The 15,937-nt window shown below is 68.0% G+C and carries 20 protein-coding genes; 15 read left to right on the plus strand and 5 right to left on the minus strand.

All coding sequences use genetic code 11. From position 1 onward, the window contains the following. Window positions 1-20 precede the first annotated feature (20 nt). The 11 genes from LO787_RS18555 to LO787_RS18605 all read left to right on the plus strand — a co-directional run bounded on the left by LO787_RS18555 (window position 21) and on the right by LO787_RS18605 (window position 7,969). The gene (locus LO787_RS18555; protein WP_232492463.1) at window positions 21-614 is read left to right on the plus strand and encodes a flagellar basal body-associated FliL family protein; all 594 of its coding nucleotides are present in this window, start codon (window positions 21-23) and stop codon (window positions 612-614) included. 8 nt (window positions 615-622) lie between these two features. Further along, window positions 623-1,498: a flagellar motor switch protein FliM gene (locus tag LO787_RS18560; RefSeq protein WP_232492464.1), complete on the plus strand. Its 876-nt coding sequence runs from the start codon at window positions 623-625 to the stop codon at window positions 1,496-1,498. Between the two features lie 15 nt (window positions 1,499-1,513). Then, window positions 1,514-1,816: a flagellar motor switch protein FliN gene (gene fliN / locus LO787_RS18565; RefSeq protein ID WP_232492465.1), complete on the plus strand. Its 303-nt coding sequence runs from the start codon at window positions 1,514-1,516 to the stop codon at window positions 1,814-1,816. A gap of 12 nt (window positions 1,817-1,828) precedes the next feature. Then, window positions 1,829-2,107: a flagellar biosynthetic protein FliO gene (locus LO787_RS18570; protein ID WP_232492466.1), complete on the plus strand. Its 279-nt coding sequence runs from the start codon at window positions 1,829-1,831 to the stop codon at window positions 2,105-2,107. A 137-nt stretch (window positions 2,108-2,244) separates the two neighbouring features. After that, window positions 2,245-3,039 carry a flagellar type III secretion system pore protein FliP gene (gene fliP / locus LO787_RS18575; protein WP_232492467.1) on the plus strand — a complete coding sequence of 265 codons (795 nt, stop codon included), beginning with the start codon at window positions 2,245-2,247 and terminating at the stop codon, window positions 3,037-3,039. A gap of 118 nt (window positions 3,040-3,157) precedes the next feature. Then, window positions 3,158-3,448 carry a flagellar biosynthesis protein FliQ gene (fliQ, locus tag LO787_RS18580; RefSeq protein WP_232492468.1) on the plus strand — a complete coding sequence of 97 codons (291 nt, stop codon included), beginning with the start codon at window positions 3,158-3,160 and terminating at the stop codon, window positions 3,446-3,448. Window positions 3,449-3,453: 5 nt separating this feature from the next. After that, window positions 3,454-4,224, plus strand: a complete 771-nt coding sequence (gene fliR / locus LO787_RS18585; protein WP_232496368.1) for a flagellar biosynthetic protein FliR — start codon at window positions 3,454-3,456, stop codon at window positions 4,222-4,224. Continuing rightward, window positions 4,221-5,360: an EscU/YscU/HrcU family type III secretion system export apparatus switch protein gene (locus tag LO787_RS18590; protein WP_232492469.1), complete on the plus strand. Its 1,140-nt coding sequence runs from the start codon at window positions 4,221-4,223 to the stop codon at window positions 5,358-5,360. The genes fliR and LO787_RS18590 overlap by 4 nt, the downstream gene beginning before the upstream one ends. A 30-nt stretch (window positions 5,361-5,390) precedes the next feature. Then, window positions 5,391-6,809: a flagellar filament capping protein FliD gene (gene fliD, locus LO787_RS18595; protein ID WP_232492470.1), complete on the plus strand. Its 1,419-nt coding sequence runs from the start codon at window positions 5,391-5,393 to the stop codon at window positions 6,807-6,809. 1 nt (window position 6,810) lies between these two features. Next, window positions 6,811-7,182, plus strand: a complete 372-nt coding sequence (locus LO787_RS18600; protein WP_232492471.1) for a flagellar protein FliS — start codon at window positions 6,811-6,813, stop codon at window positions 7,180-7,182. A 184-nt stretch (window positions 7,183-7,366) separates the two neighbouring features. Then, a complete protein-coding gene (locus tag LO787_RS18605) occupies window positions 7,367-7,969 on the plus strand; it encodes a response regulator transcription factor (protein ID WP_232492472.1) in 603 nt (200 codons plus the stop codon). A gap of 290 nt (window positions 7,970-8,259) precedes the next feature. On the opposite strand, the gene LO787_RS18610 is transcribed toward LO787_RS18605, so the two are convergent. Then, complete coding sequence (locus LO787_RS18610) at window positions 8,260-8,691, minus strand: hypothetical protein (protein WP_232492473.1); 432 nt, start codon at window positions 8,689-8,691, stop codon at window positions 8,260-8,262. 252 nt (window positions 8,692-8,943) lie between these two features. Continuing rightward, on the minus strand, window positions 8,944-9,660 hold the full coding sequence (locus tag LO787_RS18615; protein ID WP_232492474.1) for an alpha/beta hydrolase: 717 nt from the start codon (window positions 9,658-9,660) through the stop codon (window positions 8,944-8,946). An 80-nt stretch (window positions 9,661-9,740) separates the two neighbouring features. Here LO787_RS18615 and LO787_RS18620 point away from each other — a divergent pair, with 80 nt between their 5' ends. Then, window positions 9,741-10,316, plus strand: coding sequence for a TetR/AcrR family transcriptional regulator (locus LO787_RS18620; RefSeq protein ID WP_232492475.1), 576 nt, complete (start codon window positions 9,741-9,743; stop codon window positions 10,314-10,316). Here the strand turns inward: LO787_RS18620 and LO787_RS18625 are convergent. Further along, on the minus strand, window positions 10,303-11,451 hold the full coding sequence (locus tag LO787_RS18625) for a pyridoxal phosphate-dependent aminotransferase (RefSeq protein ID WP_232492476.1): 1,149 nt from the start codon (window positions 11,449-11,451) through the stop codon (window positions 10,303-10,305). The genes LO787_RS18620 and LO787_RS18625 overlap by 14 nt on opposite strands. 252 nt (window positions 11,452-11,703) lie before the next feature. Between LO787_RS18625 and LO787_RS18630 the strand changes: the two genes are divergently transcribed. Continuing rightward, on the plus strand, window positions 11,704-12,765 hold the full coding sequence (locus tag LO787_RS18630) for an aldo/keto reductase (protein WP_232492477.1): 1,062 nt from the start codon (window positions 11,704-11,706) through the stop codon (window positions 12,763-12,765). 131 nt (window positions 12,766-12,896) lie between these two features. Here the strand turns inward: LO787_RS18630 and LO787_RS18635 are convergent, their stop codons facing one another. Together LO787_RS18635 and LO787_RS18640 are read right to left on the minus strand one after the other, a co-directional pair. Beyond that, a complete protein-coding gene (locus tag LO787_RS18635) occupies window positions 12,897-13,316 on the minus strand; it encodes a nuclear transport factor 2 family protein (protein WP_232492478.1) in 420 nt (139 codons plus the stop codon). Beyond that, entirely contained in the window at window positions 13,313-14,101 is a 789-nt protein-coding gene (locus LO787_RS18640) for an SDR family oxidoreductase (RefSeq protein WP_232492479.1), read from the minus strand. The genes LO787_RS18635 and LO787_RS18640 overlap by 4 nt, the downstream gene beginning before the upstream one ends. A gap of 130 nt (window positions 14,102-14,231) precedes the next feature. Here LO787_RS18640 and LO787_RS18645 point away from each other — a divergent pair, with 130 nt between their 5' ends. Further along, on the plus strand, window positions 14,232-15,383 hold the full coding sequence (locus LO787_RS18645; protein WP_232492480.1) for a sulfotransferase family protein: 1,152 nt from the start codon (window positions 14,232-14,234) through the stop codon (window positions 15,381-15,383). Continuing rightward, entirely contained in the window at window positions 15,380-15,904 is a 525-nt protein-coding gene (locus LO787_RS18650) for a VOC family protein (protein WP_232492481.1), read from the plus strand. Before LO787_RS18645 ends, LO787_RS18650 begins: the two co-directional genes overlap by 4 nt. Window positions 15,905-15,937 lie beyond the last annotated feature (33 nt).

A 15,937-nucleotide genomic window follows, 5' to 3' on the forward strand; every position in this document is an offset into this window, starting at 1 on the left:
CCGAACAGGGACCGACGTGAATGAGTGACAAACCGGCCGGTGACGGCGAGGAAAAACCGAAGAAGAAGGGCAAGATGGGGCTCGTCCTCGTCGCCGTGGCCATGCTCGTCGTCGGCGGCGGCGCGGTCTTCGGGCTCACGGCGGCGGGTATCATCGGCGGCCATGCCAGCGAGGCGAAGAAGCCCGAAGGCCCGCAACTGGTGAAGAAAGGCGAGGTCGATCCCTACGCGCCTCCCGCCAAGGAAGGCGAAGGGGAAGGCGGCGGCGAGGAGGCCGAGAGCGAGGGCGGGGACGAGTACCGCACCGCCTACTTCACCTTCAGCGACGACTTCACCTCCAACCTCAAGGACACCGACGCCATGGTGCAGGCCAGCATCGCCTGCTCCACCCGGCGCGACGGGCGCGTGTTGCAGTGGCTGTCCAAGCATGAACTGGCGATCCGCTCGCAGTTGCTCGGCATCCTCGCCGACACGCCGGAGAACGACGTCTCCACGGTGGAAGGCAAGGCGCGCCTGCAGCAGCGGATGACCGCCGCGATCAACCAGGTGCTGATCCGGAAGGAAGGGTTCGGCGGCGTCGATGCCGTCTACTTCCGCAACTTCATCATCCAGTGAGGGCGGCGATGGCGTCTCCCACGAAGCCCCGGCACTGCGCCGAACTGCTCGGCATCGGCCCCTCCATCGCCGAGATGGTGCGCCCCCTGACGCAACTGGGCGAGAAGCTCGCGCGCACGCTGCCCTCGGGCCTTGGCCGGGTCTCCGGTGCGGAGGCTCCGGTGGTGCGCATCGGCATCCCGGCGGAGGGCACGCTCGACGCGCTGATTGCCGAGGAAACGGGCCTGACCGCGCACAGCCTGATGGGCCTCGGCCCCAAGCGCCTCCCGCTGCTCGCCAGCTTCGAGGCTGCGCCGGTGCTGCGCCTGCTCGACCGCACCTTCGGCGGGCGCGGGCTGCTGCCCGATCCGCTGCCGACCCGCTTCCCTCTGTCCGCCGAACTGCTGCTCGCGCGCATGGAAGACGCCATCGCCGCCGCGCTCTCCGCCGGAATGGGCGGGGACGACGTGCATCGCGTCATGCCGCTGCGCCGCGACACGGTGCTGGCGCAGCTTGCGCCCTTCGGCGCAGGCGAGCCGCTGCTGCGCATCGTGCTGGAAGTGGACGAAGCGGGTGCCGAGCCCTGGTCGCTGGCACTCGCCTTCCCCCTCGGCACGCTTGCGAGCGCGCTCGTCGCCCCGCGCCGCAAGCGCCGCGCCGTCACGCGCACCGCCCGCCCCGGCCCCGATACCGAGCCCTTCGCCTCGCTGCCGATCGAGGTGACGGCGGTGCTGGTGGACATGACCCTGCCGTTCTCGCGCCTCTCCGCCCTGCGCCCCGGAGACGTGCTGCCGGTGACGGTGGCGCGCGCGGTGCCGCTCAGGGTTGACGGGCGCACCATAGCTGCCGGGACCGTCGGCGAAGTCGAGGATCGCGTCGCGGTCCAGATCCAGAATGCCTTTTGAGGAACACGTAAAGACATGAGCATTCATTCCCGCGGCCTCGATTTCCTGCGCGACGTCGATGTGCGCCTGTCCGTCGAGCTGGGCCGCACGCAGATGAAGCTGAAGGACGTGCTGGCGCTCGGCCCGGAAAGCCTCGTCATGCTCGACCGCATGACCGACGAACTGCTCGACGTGCTGGTAAACGGCAAGCCGATCGCTAAGGGCGAGGTCGTGTCCCACAACGGCCGCTTCGGCCTGCGCATCGTCGAGATGCTGGGCGTGGAGGAAACCGCCACGCCCGACGACGCCCTCGGCCTGCCGGGCGACGGTCAGGAGTGAGGGGGAAGGCTGATGCTGTGGTACGTCCTCAAGCTGCTGATACTGCTGCCGCTGATCGCGCTGATGATCTGGGGCTGCCTGCGGCTGGCGAAGCTGGTGCAGGCACGGACGGGTGTCGGCGCGGGGTCGAAGTCGATCCGGGTAGTCGAGACGACGATGCTCTCGCCCACTCTGAAGCTGGCAGTGATCGAGTTCCACGGGCGGGAGATACTGGTTTCGGTGTCTCGCCAAGGGCTGTCGCGACTGGCCGAGGCTCCGGCCCGCTTGCGCGCGGCGGGAGATCGGGAATGAAGTTCCTCCCCGGAACGGGGAGGGGGACCACCCGCAGGGTGGTGGAGGGGCACCCTCGGGATTGCCGGCCCTCGCTGCGCGCGCCGGAGACAACTCCGCCCTTCAAGCTCGGGCAATCCGCCGCGTGCCCCTCCACCATGCTTCGCATGGTCCCCCTCCCCCGTTGGGGGAGGAGCCTTGCTGCCCTACCGCTGCTTCTCCTCTCCGCAACGGCCCATGCGCAGGCCGCCGCGCCGCAGGCCCCTGCCGCGATCCCCGGCGCGCTCGACCGGGCGTTCGGCTCGCTTGGCGGCACCGATGGCCCGGGCATGACGATGTCGCTGCAGTTGCTCCTCATCATGGGGCTGCTGACGATCCTGCCCAGCCTGATCCTGATGATGACCAGCTTCACCCGCATCCTGGTGGTGCTGGCCATCCTGCGGCAGGCGATCGGCCTCCAGCAATCGCCGCCCAATCAGGTGCTGATCGGGCTGTCGATGTTCCTGTCGCTGTTCGTCATGGCGCCCACGCTGGAGACGGTGAACCGCACCGCCATCGCCCCCTACTCCGCAGGCACGATGAACGCCGAGGTCGCCATCCAGAACGGCGGCAAGGCCTTCCACGCCTTCATGATCCGCCAGACGCGAGAGCGCGACCTGATGATGTTCGCCGAGATGGCCAAAGCGCCGAGGTTCGCGAGAGCTGCCGACGTGCCGTTCTCGATCCTGCTGCCCGCCTTCGTCACCAGCGAACTCAAGACCGCGTTCCAGATCGGCTTCATGCTGTTCCTGCCGTTCCTGGTGATCGACCTGGTGGTGTCGTCGGTGCTCATGAGCCTCGGCATGATGATGATGAGCCCGATGATCGTGTCGCTGCCCTTCAAGCTGCTGCTGTTCGTCATGGTGGACGGCTGGGCGCTGCTGATGGGCTCCCTCGCGCAGAGTTTCGGGTAATGGAGCGGCTTGCACGCCGGGGGCTTCGACAGGCTCAGCCTGAGCGGAAACCGGAAACCGCTCTCTCAACTCCGCTCAGGCTGAGCCTGTCGAAGCCCCATCGGGCGGGGCGCCACTGATGGACGACATAAGCGCCCTCCTCGCCCTCGCCGACCAAATGCTGTGGGTGACGGCGCTGGTGGCGGCTCCTGTCCTGCTGGCCTCGCTGGCGGTGGGCCTCGTCATCGGCGTGATCCAGGCGGCGACTTCGGTGAACGAGCAGACGCTGACGTTCGTACCCAAGCTCGCGGTGATCGCGCTGGTGCTGGTGCTGCTGGGCAGTTCCATGATGACGCTGATCGCCGACTACACGCAGGAGATCTTCGACCAGATCGCCCGTACCGGCCAGACGACGCAGGCGACGCCTTGATAGGGATGGACTTCGGCTTCGGCCCGCTGGAGGCGGAATTCTGGCGGCTGGTCTTCGTGATGACCCGCATCGGCGCCGCGCTGGTGGCCGCCCCGCTGTTCGGCGCGGTGACGGTGCCGCCGCAGGTCCGGGTGATGGTCGCGGGCGGCGTGGCGGTGCTGGTCTGCGTGTGGACGCCGGTGCAGGCCCCGGCGCAGATGCTGTCGCTCATCGGCATCCTGTCGGTCATGGGCGAGGTCATGGTCGGCCTCACGCTCGGCTTCGTGCTCCAGCTGTCCTTCGCCGCGCCGATCATCGCCGCCGAGGTCATCGGCGGCGGCATGGGCATGAACATGGCGGTCGCCGTCGATCCCGTGGCGGGCACGCAGTCCCCCGCGATCGGCCAGTACTTCATGGTCGTGATGACCGTGGTGTTCTTGGCGCTGGGCGCACACTTGCAATGGTTCGCCCTCGTCGTGCGCAGTTACGAGGTGTTCCCGCCGGGCCAGACCTGGCTGGGGCCGGAGAAGTTCTCGCTGGTCGCCTCGTTCGCCTCGCAGATGTTCCTCACCGCCGTCGCCATCGCCCTGCCGGTCACGCTGGTGCTGCTGGTGGTACAGATCGTCGCGGGCGTGCTCAGCCGCTCGGCCCCGGCGCTCAACCTGTTCTCGCTCGGCATGCCGATGGGCGTGCTGGGCGGCATCGCGGCGCTGATGATCTCCGCCCCGGTTCTCACCGACCTCGTCACCCGCCTCTCCGCCGAGGCGCTCGACCATGCGGAGCGGCTGTTCGAATGAGCGAGCAGGAAGGCGAAAAGAGCTTTGCTCCTTCCGAAAAGCGCCTGCGCGACGCGGCGAAGCGGGGCGACGTCATTCGTCCGCGCGAACTGGCGATCGCGGCCTCCATGGCCATCGGCGCGGTATGGCTCAAGGTGACGGGCCCGTGGCTGCTGGACCTGTCGGAACGCCTGATCCGCGAGAGTTTCACCTTCGACCGTGCCAGCCTCGACGATTTCAGCCCGGGCACGATGCTGACCGTCGCGCTCGTCACCGCGCTGCCGCCGGTGGTCGTGCTGGGCCTTGCGGTGATCGCGATCTCGCTCGTCTCGCAACTCGGCTTCGGACAGGGGCGCTGGGTCGGCGGGAACGTGATGCCCAAGGGCTCCCGCATCAACCCGATGTCGGGCCTGAAGCGCGTGTTCGGCCCCTCCGGCTGGATCGAAATGGCCAAGGGACTGGCCAAGGTCGCGCTGCTCGGCGTGATCGCCTGGGCCTGGGGAGAGGGCCGCATCGACGCCTTCGCGCGGCTGGGACGTGGCGACGTGTTCGCCCAACTCTCGTGGGCGTGGGACACCGTGGTCCTGTTGCTGTTCTGGCTATCCGCCGGGCTGTTCGTGATCGCCCTGTTCGACCTGCCGGTCCAGCTTTTCCGCCGCAACCGGCGCCTGAAGATGACGCTGCAGGACGTGCGCGACGAAGCCAAGGAGGCCGAAGGCGCGCCCGAAAAGAAGGCCGCGATCAAGGACCGGCAGCGCAAGATCGCCATGGGCGGGCTGATCCCGGCGATGAAGCAGGCGCAGTTCGTCGTCGCCAACCCCACGCATTTCGCGGTCGCGCTGTCCTACGATCCGGCCAGAGCATCCGCTCCCGTCGTCGTCGCCAAGGGGCGCGGGGACAAGGCGCTCGCCATGCGCGAACTGGCGGCAGAGCACGCCGTTCCGGTGCTCCAGTACCCCGCGCTCGCCCGCTCGGTCTACTACACCACGCGCGAGCGGCAGGTGATCCGTGAGGAGCACTACGTCGCCGTCGCCGCCCTCCTCGCCTTCGTGATGGCGCTGAAGCGCGGGGAAAAGCGCGCCGCGCCCGAAGTCTCGGTGCCGGTGACGCTGCGGTTCGACGCGGACGGGCGGCTCGATCCCGCTTCCCTCGCTTAAACCGCGCCGGAAACCGCCGTTCTTGCAGGCATGACAACCACTTCCTCCACCACCTCGGCCACCACAACCTCGCTCGTGACCGCGCTTGGCGGAGGGAGCGGCGTGGACATGACCGCGCTGGCGAACAACCTCGCCACCGCGCAGTTCGCTTCCCGCAACGACAGGCTGGCGGCGCGTTCGGACAAGCTGGACGCGCAGATTTCCGCGGCTTCCAACATCAAGTCGCTGATGCTGGGGCTCAATACCTCGCTCGGTACGCTGGTCCGTTCGGGCAGCCTCGCCCGCACGCCGAACATCGCTGCGCCCAATGTCGCCAGCGCCTCGCTGTCCGGATCGAGCCAGCCGAGCGGCACTTACTCGCTGGAAGTGACGAAACTGGCGAGCGGACAGCAACTGGCGAGCGCACCTTTCGCCGCGACCACCAGCCCGGTCGGTTCCGGCACCCTGACGCTGAAGTTCGGGACCGTCTCGAACGGCGGATTTGCGCAGGATTCCACGCATTCCGCCGTCGATATCGCCATTCCGTCAGGCGCGACGCTGGCCGACGTGGCGACCGCGATCAACGGCGCGGATGCGGGCGTGAGCGCCTATGTGACCACGACGGTGGACGGCGCGCAGCTGGTACTGAAAGGCACCGAGGGCGCACAGAACGGGTTCATAGTGGAACCGGGCGACCCCAGTCTCGCCGCACTGGCATGGTCGCCGGGTTCCGGCAGCGGCCAGCTCATGACCATCGCGAGCGACGCCGCATTCAAGGTGGACGGGCTGGCGATGACGGCCAAATCCAACACCGTCACCGACGCCATTCCAGGCGTGAAGTTGCAGCTCACCGCAACCAACACCGGCACGCCGACCACCGTCAGCTTCTCCGACCCGTCGAGCGCCATCGCAAGTTCCATGCAGGACTTCGTCGATGCGCTGAACGAGGTCGTCTCGGCGCTCAACAGCGCGACCTCGCTCGGCGCCGACCTTGCCAACGATCCCGGCGCGCGGGCGCTCAAGCGCTCGCTGTCCTCGCTCGGCGGCACGACGATCATGCCAAACGCGACCGGCGCGGCGAAGACGCTGGCGGACCTCGGCCTCAAGATCCAGCGCGACGGCACCTTCACGCTCGACACCGGCCGCCTTTCGGCGACGCAGGCCGCCGACCCCAGGGGCGTCGCGGCGATGTTCACCAACGGCGTCAGCGGCGTCTTCGCCACCGTCGACAAGATCTACCGCGCCGCCACCACCACGTCGGACGCCTATTCGCTGGGCAGCTCGATCGCGGGCTACACCAAGAAGAAGACCGGCCTCACCACGGAAAAGGCCGACCTTGCCGAGCAGCAGGAAAAGCTGCGCGCGCGGCTGGTGGCGCAGTACGCCGCGTCAGAGGCGCGCATCGGTGCCAGCAAGTCCACCCTCGCGATGCTGACCAACCAGATCGCGCAGTGGAACAAGTCGAACTGACATGCTGCGGCAGACCTCCCCCCAGGAAGCCTACCGCCGCGTGGACTTCGACGCGCGGGTCAGCGGCGCAGGCCCGGCCGAACTGGTCCACTTGTGCTACGAGCACCTCGTCAGCGCGCTGGGCACCGCCGTCCATGCGGACGCCAATGGCGACAACTGCCTCAAGAGCCGCTCGATGACGCGCGCGCTGACCGCGATCACAGCGCTGCAGATGGGCGTCGCGGGGGCGGACGGCATGGCGGTCGCGCTCGGCCAGCTCTACGAGGGCGCGCGGCGGACGATTCTCGACAGCGCGCTGGAGTTCGATCCGCAGGCGATCACGGCGCTGCGCACCGACTTCGCCGAGATCGGACAGGCCCTGCTGGCAGGCTGAATGCGCGTAAAAAGTCCCGAAGCGACACACTTCACACCCGTTTCGGTAACCGCGTAGATCACGAAAAAGCGCGTGTTAGCCACGGTTAGCCCGCCGTTTGCCTCGGTTTCGGAGCAGGTCGGGCGCGACGTGGCCGGGGAAATGCGAATAAGTCCTTAGGCACATATCCAATGGGAGATTGGCCGTGGACCTCATCTCGAACCTGATCCTCATCGACAGTGACATGCGCCGCCGCGCGGCGATCAGCCATGTCCTGTCCAGCGGCGGCATCCATGTCGAGCCGTTCGAGAACATTTCCGAACTTGCGATGGCCTGGCCGCGCTCGGGCGTCGTGCTGATCCACGACCAGGCGGGCGCGATCGACGAACTGATCGACACCATGGCGACCCATGGGGACTGGTTCCCAATCATCGCCTTCTCGGAAGAGCCCGGCGCGCAGCGGATCGTGCAGGCCATCCTCGACGGCGCGATCGACTACATCGCCTGGCCCATCTCGCCCGATGAACTCACCGGCAGCCTCGCGAAGGCGATCACCCGCGCCGAGAGCCTCGGCAACGCCAAGCTGCGCGAAGTCATGGCGCGCGCCCGCGTGGACCGCCTGACCCGGCGCGAGCGCGAAGTTCTGGGCGGCGTCGCCAGCGGGCTGTCCAACCGCCTTATCGGAGAAAAGCTCTCGATCAGCCCGCGCACCGTGGAAATCCATCGCGCCAACATGCTCAACAAGCTGGGCGCGAACCACACCTCGGACGCGATCCGCATCGCGATCGAGGCATCGCTGGTCAACTGACTGGCGAAGCGGCCACGGCGGCGGCGATGATCCGGCCCCTGCGCCTCCGGGAACTTCCGGCGCGGGAAAACCCGGAGCCCGGCGTGAACAGGCCGTTAGCCACGATGCGGGTAAGACAGGCAAGTCGACGCACACCGTTGCCAGAGCGTCGGCACCTGAACCCGCAGTCGAAGGAGCAGGCCCGGCCGTCATCCCCTCCCGGTCGGGCCTGTCGCGGGCCAGACGGATCGATGAACGCAAAAAGGAGGCCATCGACCCCCTTTCCGCAGAACGCCGTCAATGACGAAGTATCAGTGCAGCAGCATCGACGCCGGCAGCGACGGAGCCTGCTGCTGCTGGCTCGCCTGCTCGACCCGGGCCAGAACGGCGGAAATGTGACCGGCCAGCATCGCCAGCGCCAGCGTGGAGCCTTCGCCGTTCGCCTCTTCCGAAGCACCGGAGGGAACCACCGTCGCCAGGCAGGCCTCGCTGCCGCGCGACAGCATGAACGCGGTGTCACGGCCCAAGATTTCCAGCACGGCATTGAGCGCCGCGCCGCTGGCCAGCATGGCGTCGATCCGTTCCAGATCGAGTTTCACGGTCCCGTCGAGACCACCGCCGCCAAGCAGGGCGATCGCATCGCGCACCCGGTCGGCTTCCTCGCACGGGGCGCTGCCCGTGCAGTCGTGCAGGAAATCGCGCAGCCGCATGGCCTGTGCGCGTTCGCTACCGGAATTGTCCAAGGTGTTAGCCATCGCCGTTGTCGTTGTCTTTCGCGTTCCGAAGGTGCGCCAAAGTCCCCGGAAATGGCTCCGCGTCAATACGCAGTTGCGCATATCCCAAGTAGGGCGTCCCACCTTGTTACACCTTATAGAAACGAAATGAAGCTTCCGTTCATTTCTGGGTCCGCAGGACGCGATATGGCGTTTCACCTAGAGGTTGAATCGTTTGCTAACGCGACATCCGGCGGCTTCAGCCACGCTGCGACTCGCGGATTATAGCCGCGCGATGGCGTCCAGACGCTCGGAAACCCACTCGGATTCGGTCAGCATCAGGTCATGCCCGGTGTCGATGTCCCATACCCGGCCATCCGACCGCGCCGTCAGCAGCGGCATATCGCGGCCCGGAATCGTCGAAGTGCAGATGAGGTGGCTTTCGGGGATCGCCCGCATCGCCGCCTCGTTGGTCAGGACCAGCTTCTGGTCGAAGCACTTCCACGGCTGCGCGGTCAGCCGCGCATCGGTCCAGGGGCCGAGCACCGGATCGGTGACGCCGAAGAACGCCGCCATGCCCGGCATCGGCGCCATGACCAGTTGCACCCCGTCCACTTCGTGCAGCCCCTGCTTCGCGCCGTGGATCGCTTCGTAGGCGTGTTCGTAAAGCGACTCGCCGTCGCGCGGATAGGCGGCGTCGAGATAGACGCGGTGGCCCACGCGCTGCGGCTTGCGGTCCGCCGCGCCGGTGATGACCATGCCGCCGTAGCTGTGGCCGACGAGGATCGCGTCGGTCAGATCCTCGAACTCCAGCAGCTGCGCGATGTCGGCGATGTGGGTGTCGAGGTCGATGGCGGCGCTCATCAGGTGGGCGCGGTCGGCGAGACCGCTGAGCGAGGGCGTGTGAACCTCGTGCCCCAGCGCGCGCAGCCGCTGCGCCACCGGCTTGTAGCACCAGCCGCCATGCCCGCCGCCGTGAACCAGAACGAAGGTCGCCATAGATCTCTCCCACCTCAAGTTATCAACTGATAACATCCGTCCGGGTTGAACACCTGTCAAGCAGCGTTAGCATCATGCCGATGCCGTCAGACCCTCCCCGCAAGCGCGACGCCCAGGCCACGCGCGCGCGCATCCTTCAGGCGGCGCAGCACGCCTTCGCCGTCACCGGCTATTCGCACACCGGCATCCGGGAGATCGCCACGCTCGCCGGGACCAGTTCCACGCTGTTGCTGCGCTATTACGGCAGCAAGGCGGGTCTGTTCGAAGCGGCGCTGCGCGAGGCGATCCGGATCGACGACCTGATCGCCTTGCCGCCCGAGGACATGGCGCGCACCCTCGCCCGAACACTGCGCGAGGAGGAGCACGCCGCGCGACCGATGCTGATGATGGCGATGGCCTCGGGCGAACCGGAGGCGGCGCACATCGCCGCGCGGGTCTTCACCGAATGCAGCATCGTCCCGATGGGCGCGCATCTTGCCAGCACGGACGGGGGCGGCGCGGACGGGGAAGTGCGCGCGCTGGAACTGGCGATGCTGGCAATCGGCTACGTGTTCTTCACCGGCCACCTGCCGCTGCCCCCGCGCGACGCGGCGGAGATCGCGGCGATCGATGCGTGGTTCACCCGGCAGGTGCTCGACATCGTCAGGCCGGGCTGACCGCCTCGCGCCGGGCGGCGAACCACGCCACCATGCGCTCGATCGCATCCTCGATCTGCGGCGTGGAGACGGCGAAGCTCAGGCGGATGAAGCGGTTGCCGTCCACCGGGTCGAAGTCGATCCCCGGCGCGGTGGCGACGCCGGTGTCGGCCAGCAGCTGGCGGCAGAACGCGAAGCTGTCGTTGGTCAGGTGGCCGATGTCCGCCCAGATGTAGAACGCCCCGTCCGGCGGCGCGATCCGCTGGAGGCCGAGGCGCGGTAGCGCCGCCAGCAGCAGCTCGCGGTTGCGCGCGTAGTTGGCGTGGTGGCCTTCCAGTTCCTCCACGCAGTCGAACGCGACGAGCCCTGCGTGCTGCGCCAGCACCGGCGGGGTCAGGAACAGGTTGGCGATCCGCGCCCGCGCAGGCTCGATCAGGTGCGGCGGCACCACCAGCCAGCCGAGCCGCCAGCCCGCCATCGAGAACCACTTGGAAAAGCTGTTCACCACCAGCGCATCGGGCACATGGCTCAGCAGCGAGTCCGCCGTCATGCCGTAGGTCAGGCCGTGGTAGATCTCGTCCGAAATCACCGCGATGCCCTTGCGCGCGCAGACTTCGGCGATGGCCGCCAGTTCCTCCGGCGCGATCACGGTGCCGGTGGGGTTGGCCGGGCTGGCGATGATGAGCCCCTCGGGCGCCGGGTCCAGCGCGTCGAGCGCGGCGGCCGTCACCTGATAGCGCTCGGCAGGACCGCAGGGCAGCTCCACCGGCTCGATGTAGAGCGTACGCATGGCGTTGCGGTAGGCGACATAGCCCGGCCGGGCGAGCGCCACCCGCGCACCGGGCCGGAACAGGCACGACAGCGCCAGCACGAAGGCGGGCGAGGCGCCGCAGGTCAGGAACACCTGCTCGGGGGAGACTTCGACGCCGTAAGCCTCGGCATAGTGGCGCGCGATCCGCTCGCGCAGGGCCGGGCTCTCCCAGTAGCCGCCCGCCTCGGCATCGAGCACCGCATGGGCGGCGGCAATGGCGGCGGCGGGCGCGCCGGTGGACGGCTGGCCGTACTCCATGTGGATCACGTCGCGCCCCTCGGCGGCGAGTTCGTAGGCGAGGCGGCCGATGGTGGTGGCGTGGAAGGGTTCGACGTGCGCGATCATGCCCGCGTGCTACGCGCGGGCGGCGGGCGATGCAATGTATCGCCCGTTCGTTCGTCATTGCGAGCGCAGCGAAGCAATCCACGGTCGGCTCGCGCCGCTGGATTGCTTCGCTGCGCTCGCAATGACGAAGCAAAGTACGACGGGGACGTTGCCGGATGGCAGGCTCTCTTGATCCAGCGGGAAGCATGGCTCTCCCCGCATGGCCAGCCCCCTCGACACGCGCCACAACCCCGCCCGAAAGGAGAACACACGATGGCGACCAGCCTCGATCACTACCGCCTGCTCGGCCGCTCGGGCCTGCGCGTCTCGCCGCTGGCGCTGGGCACCATGACCTTCGCCGTGGAGGGCGGCTGGGGCAGCAGCGAGGACGAGGCGCGCGCCGTGGTGGATCGCTTCACCGAACGCGGCGGCAACTTCATCGACACCGCCGACTTCTACGGCCAGATGGGCGGCTCGGAGGAATGGCTGGGCCGCATCGTCAAGGGGCGACGGCATCCGCTGGTGATCTCCACCAAGTACTCGCTCACCACCCGCCCCGGCGACCCCAACGCGGCGGGCAACGGGCGCAAGAACATGGTCCGCTCGGTCGAGGATTCGCTGCGGCGGCTGCAAACCGACTACATCGACCTGCTCTACCTCCACATGTGGGACTTCCGCACGCCGGTGGACGAGATCCTGCGCGGTTTCGACGATCTCGTGGCGAGCGGCAAGGTGCTCTACACCGGCCTTTCGGACACGCCCGCCTGGCAGGCGAGCCGGATGCAGGCAATCGCCGACTTGCGCGGCTGGACGCAATTCTGCGCGCTCCAGATCCAGTACAGCCTCGTCGAGCGAACGGTGGAGCGCGAACTGATCCCGATGGCGCGGGAGATGGGCATGGGGGTATCACCGTGGGCACCGCTCGGTCAGGGGATGCTGACCGGCAAGTACACCCGCGCCGATCTCGACACGACCGGCAGCATGGACGCGATCGGCTCGCGCAAGGCGATCAACGCGGTGACGGGCAAGCTGACCGCGCGCAACCTCGACATCGCCGACGTGGTGGTCGAGGTGGCGCGGGAGATCGGCTGCACTGCGGCACAGGTGGCGCTGGCATGGACGCTGGCGAACCCGGCGACGTGCGCCCCGGTGGTCGGCGTGCGCACCCCCGCGCAGCTTGAGGACAACCTCGGCGCGCTGGACCTGACGCTGGATGAGAGCCAGCTGGCGCGGCTGGACGCGGTGAGCGCGGTGCCCAAGGTGTTCCCGATGGACGTTCTCACCGGCCCGGCGGAGGGGATGATGTTCGGCGGGGTCACGGTGGAGCGGCGGTGACAATTCCTCCCCGAGCTTGTCTCGGGGAGGTGGCAGCCCGAAGGGCTGACGGAGGGGGAATTGCCTGAACTCTCCCCCTCCACCACCGCTTCGCGGCGGTCCCCCTCCCCGTTCCGGGGAGGAACTTGGGCTCAGAACACCGTGTAAACCCGGCTCGCGAACAGCCAGCGCCCGTCCTGCTTCACGAAGCGATCGTGATATTCCCCGCGCACTTCCTTGTCGGTGCCGGTGATCGCCGCGACCATCAGCGCGTTCGCCTCAGCCGTATCGCCGGAAACCGCGATCATCAGGTTGTGGATCAGCGGCACCGGATGCGGCCGCCCGCGCCCTTCGATGAGGAACGCGGCCAGCGCATCGGGCGTCTCGAACCGCTGGCGCACGGCGAACTCCGCCTTGTCCGCCGCGCCGAAGCGGACTTCGAAGGTGCCGCCGGGTGCAAACAGTGCCGGAATGTCCTCGTAAGCCTCGCGCCGCACGGCCCTTGCATAGCCGTGGACGAGATCGGCGATGACGATGTGCGCCTCGATGCGGGCCAGCCGCTCCTCGCTCATGCCGCCGCGTCCCGGCGCTCGCAGGCTTCGCGGATCGCGGTGAAGCGGGGCTCGACGCTGCGCCAGACGCGGGTGTGGGTGACGATGACCGGCTCGTCCGCCGCAATGCCCGCTGCGACCATCTCGCCCACGTCATCCGGCGTGATCGTCGAGGGCGGCATGGAACCGGCGTACTGGCGGATCTCCCCGCCGATCTTGCGCGTGGTCTCGGCAAGGTTGGTGGCGACGTAGCCGGGGCACAGCAGCGACACGCCGACGCCGTGCGGGGCCATCTCCTGCCGCAGCGCCTCGGTAAGCGCGGTGACGCCGAACTTGGCGGTGGCATAGGCCCCCACCCCCGGCACGCTCGCGGTCAGCCCGGCCTGCGACGACGTGTTGACCACATGCCCCCGCCCCCGCGCACGCATGTCCGCCGCGAAGGCGAAGACGCCGTTGGCGACGCCGCCGAGGTTGATCGCGACGATGCGGTCGAAGCTCTCCGGGTCCATGTCCGCGAACTCGCGACCGTTGGGGGCGATGCCGGCGTTGTTGACCAGCACGTCGACCGGGCCGAACGCACTTTCTGCCTCGGCCTTGGCTCGTGCCCAGCCATCGCGGTCGCGGGTATCGAGCACGACGCCACGCACGCCCTCCCACCGTTCCGCCACCACGCGCGCGAGCGTTTCCGCGTCGATGTCCGCGACGGTGACGCGCAGACCCCGCCGGACCATCGCATCGACGATACCTAGCCCGATGCCGCTCGCGCCGCCGGTGACGAAAGCATGTCTCGCCTCGCTCAAATCCATGGGTTTTACCTCTCCTCCGCGCGGGTTCGCCGCCTTTGAGGCAAGTCTGTAGGAGTGCCCACTATCTTGCAATCACCCACCCCAGGCATCACCGTGGCGACGATAAGACGATGGGGAAGGACGAACCGGCATGACGCTCGACGAGGTGATCGCAGCCGCCCGCGCGGAGACCGGGCTGACGGAAATCGGCGATCCGGCAGTGCTCGAAGGCTTGCAGAAGCTGCTCGACTCTTACGCCGGGGAGGCCCGCTTCACCGAGCGGGGGACACAACTCGCACGCCGCGATCTGGTGAAGTACGTGGCCGGGCGGATGCGGATCGAGGACTGGATGACCCGCCATCCCGAACTGGCAGAGCGCCCGGTGGAGAAACCGCTGTTCGTCTTCGGCTTACCGCGCACGGGGACCACGCTCGTCATCAACCTGCTCGCCGCCGACCCGGCGCGCCGCCCGTTCCTGCGCTGGGAATCCCACGATCCGGTGCCGCCTCCGCGCCCCGAGGAACTGCGCGCCGGTCCACGCTGGCGCAAGATGCAGGACCAGACGCAGGCCTCGCTGCAATACATGCCGCAGATCGCCGCGATCCATTACGAGGATGCCGACAGCCCGACCGAATGCCAGTTCTCGATGACCTATTCGTTCTGCGCGCAGGTCTTCGAATCGCAGGCCGACATTCCCGGCTATCGCCACTGGCTGCTGCACGAGGCGGACTACGGCCCCGCGTTCCGCTTCCACAAGCGCCTGCTGCAACTGCTCCAGGCCGAGGCGGGCGGGCGCTGGACGCTCAAGAACCCGTGGCATCCGCTGTTCCTCGATGCGCTGAAGGACGTCTATCCGGACGCGCAACTGGTCATGACGCACCGCGATCCGGCGGACGTGCTCGGCTCCATCGGCAGCCTGATCGAGAACGTGCGGCGCATCTACTCGGACGACGTCGACCTCGAAGGGATCGGCCGCTCGTTCATGGAAACCTTCGCGATCATGATCGAGCGGCAGGACGCCTTCCGCGCGAAGCATGGCGCGGACGCGATCCTCGACGTGCAGTACGTGGACGTGATGAAGGATCCGATCGGCGTGTGCCGGGGCATCTACGAGCACTTCGGCGATCCCTTCACGCCCGAGGCGGAGGCCGCGATGCAGGCCTACATGGCGGCCAACCCCAAGGGGAAGCACGGCAAGCACGACTATTCGCTGGAACGCTACGGCCTGACGCGCGAGGGCGTGCATCACGCCTTCGCCGACTACATCGAACGCTACCGCATCCCGGTGAAGCAGGGCGCATGACGCACCTTGGCGCGCGGTACGGGCAGCTCATCCAGATGAGCTACGCCACGCGCGACATGGACGCTGCCATCGCCCATGCCGAGGCGGAACTCGGCATCACCGGCCTGCGTCGCAGCGAGGCCGAGATCGAGGTCATGTCCTACGGCGAGCGGCGAAGGCTGGGCGTGAAGTCCGCCATCGCCAACATCGGCGCGCCGGGCGCCTTGCGCCAGTTCGAGATCATCGAGCCGGTATCGGGCGTGACGCAGATCTACACCGATGCGGTGGACTTGTCGGCGCATGTCCTGAACTTCCACCACGTAGCCGTGGCGGTTCCGGGGCCTTACTCCGCATGGGAAGCGCTGCTGGCGGGCGTGCGCGCGAGCGGGGACCAGTTCGCGCTGCTGTTCCCCGCCGAGCCCTCGCCAGCGGAGAAGCTCTGTTTCTGCTACGTCGATACCCGGCGGCGCATCGGGCATTATACGGAGTATCTCTGGGCCGATCTCTCGCTGGCGGGGCTGCCGGTCGCGCCTTGGCTGTAGGGCGGGAAGCCCGCTCCGGATTCGTCATTGCGA

This window comes from Novosphingobium kaempferiae, from assembly GCF_021227995.1.
Taxonomy (GTDB): Bacteria; Pseudomonadota; Alphaproteobacteria; order Sphingomonadales; family Sphingomonadaceae; genus Novosphingobium; species Novosphingobium kaempferiae.

Coding starts and splice junctions, on each gene's coding strand:
- LO787_RS18555 (WP_232492463.1), top strand. CDS start 21: ATGAGTGACAAACCGGCCGGTGACGGCGAGGAAAAACCGAAGAAGAAG.
- LO787_RS18560 (WP_232492464.1), top strand. CDS start 623: ATGGCGTCTCCCACGAAGCCCCGGCACTGCGCCGAACTGCTCGGCATC.
- fliN (WP_232492465.1), top strand. CDS start 1,514: ATGAGCATTCATTCCCGCGGCCTCGATTTCCTGCGCGACGTCGATGTG.
- LO787_RS18570 (WP_232492466.1), top strand. CDS start 1,829: ATGCTGTGGTACGTCCTCAAGCTGCTGATACTGCTGCCGCTGATCGCG.
- fliP (WP_232492467.1), top strand. CDS start 2,245: ATGCTTCGCATGGTCCCCCTCCCCCGTTGGGGGAGGAGCCTTGCTGCC.
- fliQ (WP_232492468.1), top strand. CDS start 3,158: ATGGACGACATAAGCGCCCTCCTCGCCCTCGCCGACCAAATGCTGTGG.
- fliR (WP_232496368.1), top strand. CDS start 3,454: ATGGACTTCGGCTTCGGCCCGCTGGAGGCGGAATTCTGGCGGCTGGTC.
- LO787_RS18590 (WP_232492469.1), top strand. CDS start 4,221: ATGAGCGAGCAGGAAGGCGAAAAGAGCTTTGCTCCTTCCGAAAAGCGC.
- fliD (WP_232492470.1), top strand. CDS start 5,391: ATGACAACCACTTCCTCCACCACCTCGGCCACCACAACCTCGCTCGTG.
- LO787_RS18600 (WP_232492471.1), top strand. CDS start 6,811: ATGCTGCGGCAGACCTCCCCCCAGGAAGCCTACCGCCGCGTGGACTTC.
- LO787_RS18615 (WP_232492474.1), bottom strand. CDS start 9,660: ATGGCGACCTTCGTTCTGGTTCACGGCGGCGGGCATGGCGGCTGGTGC.
- LO787_RS18620 (WP_232492475.1), top strand. CDS start 9,741: ATGCCGTCAGACCCTCCCCGCAAGCGCGACGCCCAGGCCACGCGCGCG.
- LO787_RS18625 (WP_232492476.1), bottom strand. CDS start 11,451: ATGATCGCGCACGTCGAACCCTTCCACGCCACCACCATCGGCCGCCTC.
- LO787_RS18630 (WP_232492477.1), top strand. CDS start 11,704: ATGGCGACCAGCCTCGATCACTACCGCCTGCTCGGCCGCTCGGGCCTG.
- LO787_RS18635 (WP_232492478.1), bottom strand. CDS start 13,316: ATGAGCGAGGAGCGGCTGGCCCGCATCGAGGCGCACATCGTCATCGCC.
- LO787_RS18640 (WP_232492479.1), bottom strand. CDS start 14,101: ATGGATTTGAGCGAGGCGAGACATGCTTTCGTCACCGGCGGCGCGAGC.
- LO787_RS18645 (WP_232492480.1), top strand. CDS start 14,232: ATGACGCTCGACGAGGTGATCGCAGCCGCCCGCGCGGAGACCGGGCTG.
- LO787_RS18650 (WP_232492481.1), top strand. CDS start 15,380: ATGACGCACCTTGGCGCGCGGTACGGGCAGCTCATCCAGATGAGCTAC.